The sequence below is a fragment of the Cupriavidus sp. 8B genome (assembly GCF_054589115.1).
The window spans coordinates 77,602-86,883 of the sequence record NZ_BAAILO010000404.1; the positions used below are offsets into that span (position 1 = coordinate 77,602).

Consider the following 9,282-nt stretch of genomic DNA (forward strand, 5'->3'; position numbering starts at 1 on the left):
GCTTTGCTTTGCAGGCTCGCGCCCCCGCGGCGTTCAGAACGTATAGGGGAAACGCAGCGTCACAGTGTAGTTCGGCGCGTCCGGCGTAAGCCCGAGGCCGATCGCGGTGCTCACCGACAAGCCTTTGGTGATCACGTGATTGAAGCCGAATGTCATGGTTGCCACGTTAGCCCGGCTGCCGATCACGGTCTGCGTGATGCCCGAGGTGGTGACCTGCGTGCTGGACGAGATAGCGGCATTGAAGGCCATCGACATCGACGTGCGGTCGTTGAGCGCGAGCGCGAGGCCACCACCGAGCCCGATGGTGTCGCCCAGCTTCACGTCGGCCGGCGTGACTTGCCCCTGCACCGAAGAGATATCGCTCACCGAGCGCTTGATGTTGTAGGTGTAGCTGGCATTGAGGAACAGCACCACGGGGTCATACGTCTTGAGCAGCGACAGCCCGGCCGTCACGGCCCACACGCCGTTGCCCGTTGGCAACCGGTCGGCGATGTTGAGGTTGTTGTTATTGGAATCCGCCGACACCAGCTTGATGCCGAACGGTGTGCGCCCGGTGGGCGCGCGCACGCGGATGCTGCCGACCACGTCGGGCGCGGCGCCGCTCTCGCGCAGGAACTGGTAGTACAAGCCCATGCTGATATCGCCTAGCGCCGTGGTGCTGAGCGTGGCATCGGACAGGCTCGAGGCGGAGCCGCCCGCGCCGCCGGAGATGAAGTTGGTGTTGCGGTACATCACCGGCAGATCGAAGTCCATCGACAGGCGGTCGGACAGGCCGTAGCGCGCGATGGTGTCGTACGTGAGCGTGTGCGACTTGGTCTGGTTGAGGTTGATGGTGCCGAGGAAGATGGCATCCAGCGCCAGGAAGCCGGACAGCGACAGGGCGCGCCGGTCGTAGTAGCTGTAGATAAAGCCGCTGTCGATGGTCAGGCGCCGCTCGAACAGCGGCGCATGCTCGCTCTGGTAGACCAGGTCCTTGCTCTGCACGCGCGCCTGTTGCTGTGTCTCGCGCGCATCCGAGCCCACTACCGGCGTGTCGCCGGCAGGCGTCGCCGTGGTCGCGCCGCTCGCGGCGGGGCCGGCGCTCTGTGCCAAGGAGGGAACACCGGCGGCGGCCATGGCGCCACCGGCGTTCCCGTCGGCACTGCTCCCCGTTCCCACTACTACCCCTCGCCCGCGCGCCCCGACCATTTCCAGGTCGTTCAGGCGCTGCTCGAGAGCCTTGATGGTCTTGTCTTGTTGCTCGACCAGTTGTGTCAGCCGTTCGATCCGCTCGTCGGCACTGGGCTGGGCGCTGACCTGCGCCCACGCGCCAGCCGAGATCAGCGTACCCACCAGGGTACCTATCAGAGCGAATTCGGTCTTCATCTTTCCCCCCGGAAATCTGAATGGGCGCGAAGCGGGTGCGCCAGCCCTTTGCATGCTGGATTATCGTCGCATCGTTGCGATTGCCGCTAGTGCGTCCCGCATGCTGGTTTGTGTCAGTTGCCGGATCGTCAGTTGCTGCACCTGCAGCGTAATGTTGGTGAGGTTGAGCACTTGCTGCGCGTCGCCCGTGATCCGCGCCGCCTGCATCAGGCTGCCGCCTTGCGCATTCTGCGTGGCGCTGCCCGCGGCCGACTGGATGGCCAGCGACACGCCGCCGCCTGGTGCGACCGTGGCGCTGGCGGTGATGCCGCTGCCATGTGCCACCTGCGATGCCGGGGTGTTGCTTGCCACGCTCGCGGTCGGCACCGCCGCGATGGGCGTGGTCTGGGTCGTGATGGTGCTGACGTTGCTGGCCGAATTGCCATCGCCGGCGATCTGCGCGACCTGGCCCACGCCCGCCGCCCGCACCGCGGAGCTGGCGATGCCGCCATTGCCTTGCACATTGCCTGGGGCAAGGCTCTGGACGTGAGCCGACACGCTCGCCGTGGCCTGCGCGGCCGCGTTGCTGGCGGCGAGGTTGGCGGCGGCCACACGGGCGGTTGCCGTGGCGATCGCTGTGTCGTTCTGCCAGCGCGAGACCATTTCCACCACAAAGCCGCTGACCAGGCTCGCCCCCATGTACTTGCCGCGCACGCCGGCCATTTCCGCGTCGGAGACAAGTTCGGCCATCGCTGGCGCTGCCGTCACGTCGCTGGCATCGTCAGCCTCGGAGGACGCGAGCGCAAGCGTTGGCGTGACCAGCGCCATGCCGGCGGAGCAGCCCAGGCAGAGGAGGCGATGCGCGGTGTCCATGTCAGAAGTAATCCATCCGGATCAGGCCAAAGTCCAGCGCCGCGGGCACCATGCCCCCGGCCAGCGCGGCGTTGGTCCGGTTGCGCAAGGCGGGCGCGGCGATGTCGAGCAGCGGCGAGTTCGGATCGAACGGCCGGCCGACGATGGCGAACACCAGCCCGTTCCAGTTGGCAGCGAAGTCCTCCTCCTTGATGATGCGATTGCCCAATGCCGGATCGGCAACGAACACGCGCCCGTCGATGGCCTTGCGCACCACCACGAAATGCAGGTAGCCGTTGACGTCAAGCAAGGTGATGACCGGGATCTTGAGTTGCCGCAGGGCGCTGTAGTCGACGCGGAACCCCCGTCCGCGCAAGCCCAGCGTTTCGACGTAGTTGCGCATGTCGAGCATGGAGAACCCGTTCTTGACCACGGTATCGGCGTCGGAGATGCGCAGCATGTCCTCGACGATCCTGGGCTCCGCCAGGTCAAAGCCGTAACCGTAGCGCAACAACGTGCCCACCGCGGCCGCGCCGCAACTGAAGTCGAGTTGCTGGCGCATCATGTTCTGGTAGCGCATCTCGAGCATGCTCTTGACGGGCTTCCTGAGCATCGGCTGTCCGTCGATGTCGATCGTCATCGTGCTCTGACCATAAGCGCTGAATGCCGCTGCTAGCAGCACGCATGCCCCGATCACGCGGAATAGCGCGCGCATGACACTCCCCCTTGGGCGGGTTGAGCCGGCGCCCCCCCGGGGCCCCGGCTCTCCTGCCGCGTTCGCGTTCTTGCCGCCGTGCTCAGTGGGTCGCCGTGGAAATGGCGAGCCCGTTGCTCTGCGCGTTGCCGGCCCCGGCGGCGATATTCACGCCGATGTTGCCCACTGCGTTGGCCAGGGCGCCCCCGTTGAGCGTGGCGGCGTTGTTCGGCCTGCAGCCGCACATCGACAGGTCATTGCCGTAGGTAGCCTGGTCATTGGACGCGGTTGCCTTGGCCAGTGCGCCGACGGGCTCCCCGCCTTTGCGGCCGCCGCTGCCCATATTGACCGAGGCCGCCAGCGCATTGCTTTGCAGGTTGCCTGCGCCCGCGGCGATGTTCACGCCGACGTTGCCCTTGGCCCCGGCAAGCATGTTATCGCCCATGCTGGCGCTGTTTGCGGCGCCGACCATGTGCATGCCGTTATCCCCGGTCTTCTGGCTGGAGAACACCTGCGCCGAGGCGAAGACATCCGACGCGTCGATGCTGGCCAGCGCGGCCTGGTTGGACTGGCCGTTGCCCGCGCCCGCGGATATGTTCACGCCGATATTGCCTTGCGCATTGAACAGCGCGTTGCCGCCGCCGAATGCGCTATTGGCGGACGGGCCGATGCGCACGTTATTGTCACGCGCGCTTTGCTGGCTGTTGACCACCGCGCCAGATTCGGACCTGAAGTGGATATCGCCCCAGGCAAAGCCGAAGCCACGGACATAGATGTCGTTGCTGATCGCTGTCTGGCTATAGATATCGGCGTCGTCCGGCCGGTCGAAGTAACTGAAGCCGCCAGCAAATGCGCTGCCTGAAAGCGCAATGCCCGCTGCGATGGCGAGGATTTTCGTTCTCATGATTTTCTCCTTCCCTGCTTAGAAAAAAGTGCCCGCCGGGGGACGGAGCACAAAAACGTTGGACGAGACATTCCCCGATCCTGCCGTCTGGTTCAGCTGCACCAGGCCTGTTGCGTTGCGGTAGGCATCTGTCTGGATGATTGCCTCGCGCTGACCCGTTGCATGGCCCGCTGAACCCGGGCGACTTCCTCCGGCCGATTCCGCGGCTAGCAAGCCGTCGGAGATGGCTTCGATCCTGACGCTGGCGGCCGGCGCCAGCACTGCCGCATTGATTTGCACGTTGCCGTTGCCGCTGGCCACGTTCGCCGAAAGCAGCCCGCTGCCATTGGCGAAGGCGCCGCCACCGATCTGGCTTACCGCGCCCGTCGCGGGCGCGGTTGCGCCGGCACGCTGCTGCGATTGCACGCTGGCGCTGCCACCGGCGATGGCGGCCTGGTTGCTTTGCGCATTGCCGCTGCCCGCGGCCAGGTTCACGGCGGCACGACCGGCAACGCCGGCGAGCGCACTGGCATCGATGCGGGTGCTGTCGGAGCCGGTGCCCTGGACCTGTGCGTGGACCGGCAGGCAGGCAAGCGTGAGGCCGGCAAGCAAGACGGCGTGCCTGGCGTGCGCGGTGTGGATGCGGGTCATGGCCGGCCTCCCACCGCAAGCGGCGCCAATCCGTGCATCAAGGCGCCAGTCATGTTGCCGGTAGCGTGCGCGACCTGGCCGGCGATGCCGCCCGAAACGCCTCCAGCACCGCTGCCATTAGCCAGGCCCTCGATCTGGCTGGGCGCCAGGGCCAGCCGCCCGGTGGCGGACTGGCTGGCGCCGGACACGGCGGTGCCGGCGGTGTTGCGGCCTACCGCGGCAGCGAGATCGCTGTCGGTCAGGTCGCTGGCCACGGCAGTGGCGGACTGCTGGAAACGTGCGGACGGAAACGGCTCGACAGCGGCGGCTATCGGCATGTCCCCCTGCGGAATGCCGCGATAGGCAATACGCGGCTCGACGCTGCGCAGAACGACGATATCGCCTGGATCTGCAATCGCGGAGAAGGAAGCAAGGGCGGCGACAAAAGCTGCAAGACCGATGGCGCAGGCCGCGCCAGTCGATACGAACGCCTCCGCGCCGTCATTCGCGCTGGCGGCTGACGCATGGCTGAACTCACTCCCACGTTGTAGGACTCGTCGCGTCATTTTTATATGTCTCCCTGTGGCGAACAGAGCGACAAGCGTGCCAATACCCGGCAATCGAGCACTGGCAACGGTTTGCGGGTGGTAGGCAAGAGCGCGCGGAAGTTCCCCGAGAGGGGAAGAACATTTTGGTTGCAGTGCTGTAACGCGGCATTGCCGATGGCACCGGCCCAAAGCGATGGCCGACTGGGCGCACGGCCATGCTGAGTCAGGCACGACGACACGCCATGAGCGCCCGCAAGGGCGGGCCGGTGCTGGTTGCATCGCTGAAACAACGCAGGGGCCGGCTAGCGTGCCGGCCCGTCTTTGGTGCTGGCAGCAACGCGGGCGGCCCCGGTCGCTTGCGCCTCGTCTGCGCCGCTTTGTGCGCGTTCAGCGGCGCGAGATTGCATACGCAGAAACGGGTACGCTCCGAGCTTGCCGGAGCGTGATGCGCGGGTTGGCGGCATTGGCCTGGGCGCGCGGTTGCGAAGCTGTCGACGCTCAGGCCGACAGTACCGGCATGGCGGGTGGAGCGAGGTGCGTCGGCGCGGTGCCGGCGGTGTGCCCGGCCAGTGCACCGGAAATCGGCTTGGGTCCCGGCTGGCTGCGTTCGCACCCGGCTGCGGCGAGCAGGCCGAGCGCCAGGAAGACGGCGGTGCCAAGGCGGCGGAGGGTTTTCCGGTTCATGGTGCCTCCTTCTGGTTGTCGAAAGATTGCGTGCGGGAGGACGGTGCTAGCACGGTTGGGAGTTGCTGCCAGCCGGTCCGGTGGCGCGCCCCGCCTGCGGCGAGAGGGCGCGTTGCCCGCCTTTCAGTCTAGCCGTTCACCGCCCGGACCGGGCCGGAACCGGGTCGTGAGCCGCGCCCCGGCGGCTTGGGCAAAGCGCGGGATGGGCTGTATCATGAACGTTGGAACGGATAACAAAACGGGAGATGGCTTCGTTGGAGTCCCATCATGTTGCGCTACGCCGTGGTTTTCTTCGTCATCGCCATGATCGCGGCCGTGTTTGGCTTCGGTGGCATCTCCGCTGCGGCGGCCGAGTTTGCCAAGATCCTCTTCATCATCTTCCTCGTACTGTCAGCGGTGTCGTTGATATGGGGCCTGAGCAAAGAACAGCGCTAGGGCAGGTCGCCGGACCATTCAGCCGCCGGACCAACAACGGGATCCACGCGTGAATCCAGCAGATTCCCCGGACCAGTCCCTGGACCGCACGCCACCCACGCCACGCGCTCGCGGCATCGGCCACTGGCTGCCCGATCGCCATACCGCCGCGCGCACGGTCAGGGTGGTGCTGGCCGCGATCAGCGCGTGGCTGGCGCACCGAGCCGCGAGCAAGGGCGCGGCGCTGTCCTTCTATATGCTCTTCTCGCTGGCGCCGGTCCTGGTGCTGGTGATCTCGATTGCCGGCATTTTCTTTGGCGCGGAGGCGGCACGGGGCGAGATCTTCTCCCAGATCGACGACCTCGTCGGCGCCCAGGGCGCGGCCGCCATCCAGGAAATCCTTGCCGCCACGCACCGCTCGGGCGGGGGCGGACTGGCCGCGGCCATCGCCACCGGTATCCTGTTTGTCGGCGCCACCAGCGCCTTCGCGGAGCTCAAAGGCAGCCTGGACGAGATCTGGGAGACACCGGCGCCGCAGGGTGCCGGCTGGCAGCAACTGCTGCGGGCCCGCTTGCTCTCGTTCAGCCTGGTGCTGGTGCTGGCCTTCATGCTGCTGGTGTCGCTGATCGTCAATGCCGCGCTGGCAGTGGTCGACCGGTTTTGGGGGCAGATGTGGACGCAATCGTGGTTTGCGCCCGTGGCCGACGTGATCTCCACGGCATTCTCCTTTGTCGTGGTGACCCTGCTGTTTGCCGTGATCTTCAAGATGCTGCCCAATGCCCGCATTGCCTGGCGCGACGTAATCATGGGCGCCATCATCACCGCGCTGCTGTTTTCCGTGGGCAAGCGGCTGATCGGGCTCTACCTGGGCAATAGCGCCGTGGCCTCGTCCTATGGGGCCGCCGGTTCCGTGGTTGCGTTGATGCTGTGGGTGTATTATTCGGCACAAATATTCTTCTTCGGCGCTGAGCTAACCCGCCAATACGCGCTGCAATTCGGCAGCTTGCGAGGGCAAAGCGTCAGCCCGCCGCCCGATCCGCGCGCGGCCGGTCCCGCGAACCGGTAAAATACGGCCCGATTCCCTTCGTGCATGCCCGCAGTGCCCGGCCCCCGACCGCAAGCTGATGGTCGCGCCGGCCCCTGGCGCCGGTCCGCTGCGCCCCGGGCCCCTTTTTCATCCTCTGTTTGCCGAATCCATTGCCGTGAGCTCGCTCGTATCCGAAATTGCGCGTCGTCGCACCTTTGCCATCATTTCGCACCCTGACGCGGGTAAGACGACCCTGACCGAAAAACTGCTGTGGTTCGGTGGCGCCATCCAGGTCGCGGGCGAAGTGCGCGCACGCAAGGCCGACCGCCACGCCACCTCCGACTGGATGGAGCTGGAAAAGCAGCGCGGCATCTCGGTGACCTCGTCGGTGATGCAGTTCCCGTACCGAGAGAACATCGTCAACCTGCTCGACACCCCGGGCCACGAGGACTTCTCCGAAGACACCTACCGTACGCTGACCGCGGTGGACTCCGCGGTGATGGTGATCGACTCGGTCAACGGGGTGGAAGCGCAGACCATCAAGCTGCTCAACGTTTGCCGCCTGCGTGACACGCCCATCATCACCTTCATCAACAAGCTCGACCGCGAAGGCCGCTCGCCCATCGAGCTGCTCGATGAAATCGAGGACGTGCTGAAGATGCAGTGCGCGCCGATGACTTGGCCGATTGGCATGGGCAAGGCCTTCCGCGGCGTGTACCACCTGATCGACGACCGCGTGCAGCTGTTCGATCCGCACGGTGAGAAGGGCACCTCGTCCATGGTCCAGGGCCTGGACAATCCGGAGCTGGACCGCGTGCTGGGGACCCAGGCGGAAGAGCTGCGCATCGAGATCGAACTCGTGCGAGGCGCCTCCCACGCCTTCGACAAGGACGCCTTCCTCAGCGGCAAGCAGACGCCGGTGTACTTCGGTTCGGCCGTCAACAACTTTGGCGTGCAATCGCTGCTTGACGCATTGTGCGAGCTGGCGCCGCCGCCGCAAGGCCGCAATGCCGAGTCGCGCGCCGTGGAGCCGCAGGAGCCCAAGTTCAGCGGCTTCGTGTTCAAGATCCAGGCCAATATGGACCCGCGCCACCGCGACCGCATCGCATTCGTGCGGGTCTGCTCGGGCCGCTTCGAGCGCGGCATGAAGGTGCAGCACGTGTCCACCGGCAAGACCATGGCCATCAACAACGCCATCACCTTCATGTCGCAGGACCGCAATACGACGGAAGAAGCGTATGCCGGCGATATCATCGGCGTGCCCAACCACGGCACCATCCGCCTGGGCGACGCGTTCAGCGAGGGCGAGGCGCTCAAGTTCACCGGCATTCCGTCGTTCGCACCGGAGTTTTTCCGCCGCGCGCGCCTGAACAACCCGCTCAAGGTCAAGCAACTGCAAAAGGGCTTGCAGCAGTTGGCGGAAGAGGGCGCCACGCAGATGTTCCGCCCGATCGCCTCCAACGACCTGGTGCTGGGCGCGGTCGGTATCCTGCAGTTCGATGTGGTGGCGCACCGCCTGGAGCACGAGTACGGTGTCGACGCGATCTTCGAATCGCATGATTGCGCCACCGCGCGCTGGCTCAAGGGCGACCCCGCGGAGATTGAGAAGCTGATCGAGAAGGCCGGCCACAATGTGGCGCTGGATGGCGCCGGCGACCACGTCTACCTGGCGCCCAGCATGGTCAACCTGCGCCTGACGCAGGAGCGCTTCCCCAAGCTGCAGTTCATGGAGACGCGCGAAATCGTCTGATTTCGCGCTGCTGGAGCGATCTGGCACAAGCGCCGCCCGCCCGGGCGGCGCGTTTAATCCAGGCGCAGCAGGAAGTGCAGGACCAGCGCGCCGCCGGAGCACAGCACCACCGCGTTGACCATGCGCAGGAACTGCTCGCGCGACAAGCGCAGCGTGATCCTGCGCCCAGCCCACAGGCCCAGCGCCATCGCCGGTGCCAGCAACAGCGCCAGCTTGATGATGGCCGCACCCGCATACACCCCCGCCAAGGCAAACAGCACCAGCCGCGTCAGCGTACTCACGCCGATCAGCGTGGACTGCGTCATGCGCATGGCGTCCTTGCCCAGCCGGCCCGACAGGTAGATCGCATACAGGAAGCCGCCGCTGCCGAACATGGCCGAGCAGACGCCGCCGCCCAGGCCAAAGGGCAGCGCCGCGCGCGGCGTAAAGCCGGTTGGTCGCTTGCCGGCAAGCGAC

11 protein-coding genes are annotated in these 9,282 nt (G+C 66.2%); 3 read left to right on the top strand and 8 right to left on the bottom strand.

Annotation, left to right across the window (positions count from 1 at the left end; genetic code table 11):
• Positions 1-33: 33 nt before the first annotated feature.
• From ACYP5B_RS38070 to ACYP5B_RS38100, 7 genes are all read right to left on the bottom strand, one after another.
• Complete coding sequence (locus tag ACYP5B_RS38070; protein WP_459573011.1) at positions 34-1,365, bottom strand: transporter; 1,332 nt, start codon at positions 1,363-1,365, stop codon at positions 34-36.
• A 60-nt stretch (positions 1,366-1,425) separates the two neighbouring features.
• Positions 1,426-2,217, bottom strand: coding sequence for a hypothetical protein (locus ACYP5B_RS38075; protein WP_459573013.1), 792 nt, complete (start codon positions 2,215-2,217; stop codon positions 1,426-1,428).
• A 1-nt stretch (position 2,218) separates the two neighbouring features.
• The gene (locus tag ACYP5B_RS38080) at positions 2,219-2,911 is read right to left on the bottom strand and encodes a C39 family peptidase (RefSeq protein ID WP_400095847.1); all 693 of its coding nucleotides are present in this window, start codon (positions 2,909-2,911) and stop codon (positions 2,219-2,221) included.
• A gap of 82 nt (positions 2,912-2,993) precedes the next feature.
• Entirely contained in the window at positions 2,994-3,794 is an 801-nt protein-coding gene (locus ACYP5B_RS38085; RefSeq protein ID WP_459573014.1) for a hypothetical protein, read from the bottom strand.
• Positions 3,795-3,812: 18 nt separating this feature from the next.
• Entirely contained in the window at positions 3,813-4,424 is a 612-nt protein-coding gene (locus ACYP5B_RS38090) for a hypothetical protein (RefSeq protein WP_459573015.1), read from the bottom strand.
• Complete coding sequence (locus ACYP5B_RS38095; RefSeq protein WP_459573016.1) at positions 4,421-4,969, bottom strand: hypothetical protein; 549 nt, start codon at positions 4,967-4,969, stop codon at positions 4,421-4,423. The genes ACYP5B_RS38090 and ACYP5B_RS38095 overlap by 4 nt, the downstream gene beginning before the upstream one ends.
• A gap of 480 nt (positions 4,970-5,449) precedes the next feature.
• Positions 5,450-5,635: a hypothetical protein gene (locus tag ACYP5B_RS38100; RefSeq protein ID WP_318231529.1), complete on the bottom strand. Its 186-nt coding sequence runs from the start codon at positions 5,633-5,635 to the stop codon at positions 5,450-5,452.
• Between the two features lie 267 nt (positions 5,636-5,902).
• Between ACYP5B_RS38100 and ACYP5B_RS38105 the strand changes: the two genes are divergently transcribed.
• From ACYP5B_RS38105 to ACYP5B_RS38115, 3 genes are all read left to right on the top strand, one after another.
• Positions 5,903-6,070 carry a DUF1328 domain-containing protein gene (locus ACYP5B_RS38105; RefSeq protein WP_459573017.1) on the top strand — a complete coding sequence of 56 codons (168 nt, stop codon included), beginning with the start codon at positions 5,903-5,905 and terminating at the stop codon, positions 6,068-6,070.
• A 79-nt stretch (positions 6,071-6,149) separates the two neighbouring features.
• Positions 6,150-7,115, top strand: coding sequence for a YihY/virulence factor BrkB family protein (locus ACYP5B_RS38110; RefSeq protein ID WP_400095872.1), 966 nt, complete (start codon positions 6,150-6,152; stop codon positions 7,113-7,115).
• Between the two features lie 136 nt (positions 7,116-7,251).
• Entirely contained in the window at positions 7,252-8,826 is a 1,575-nt protein-coding gene (locus tag ACYP5B_RS38115; protein ID WP_459573018.1) for a peptide chain release factor 3, read from the top strand.
• A 53-nt stretch (positions 8,827-8,879) separates the two neighbouring features.
• Here the strand turns inward: ACYP5B_RS38115 and ACYP5B_RS38120 are convergent.
• Positions 8,880-9,282, bottom strand: a 403-nt coding sequence (locus ACYP5B_RS38120) for a TSUP family transporter (protein ID WP_459573019.1), incomplete at its 5' end; no start/stop codon positions are given.

Excerpts from the sequence above, each read along its gene's own strand:
- ACYP5B_RS38070 (WP_459573011.1), bottom strand. The coding sequence starts at position 1,365 with ATGAAGACCGAATTCGCTCTGATAGGTACCCTGGTGGGTACGCTGATC.
- ACYP5B_RS38075 (WP_459573013.1), bottom strand. The coding sequence starts at position 2,217 with ATGGACACCGCGCATCGCCTCCTCTGCCTGGGCTGCTCCGCCGGCATG.
- ACYP5B_RS38080 (WP_400095847.1), bottom strand. The coding sequence starts at position 2,911 with ATGCGCGCGCTATTCCGCGTGATCGGGGCATGCGTGCTGCTAGCAGCG.
- ACYP5B_RS38085 (WP_459573014.1), bottom strand. The coding sequence starts at position 3,794 with ATGAGAACGAAAATCCTCGCCATCGCAGCGGGCATTGCGCTTTCAGGC.
- ACYP5B_RS38090 (WP_459573015.1), bottom strand. The coding sequence starts at position 4,424 with ATGACCCGCATCCACACCGCGCACGCCAGGCACGCCGTCTTGCTTGCC.
- ACYP5B_RS38095 (WP_459573016.1), bottom strand. The coding sequence starts at position 4,969 with ATGACGCGACGAGTCCTACAACGTGGGAGTGAGTTCAGCCATGCGTCA.
- ACYP5B_RS38100 (WP_318231529.1), bottom strand. The coding sequence starts at position 5,635 with ATGAACCGGAAAACCCTCCGCCGCCTTGGCACCGCCGTCTTCCTGGCG.
- ACYP5B_RS38105 (WP_459573017.1), top strand. The coding sequence starts at position 5,903 with ATGTTGCGCTACGCCGTGGTTTTCTTCGTCATCGCCATGATCGCGGCC.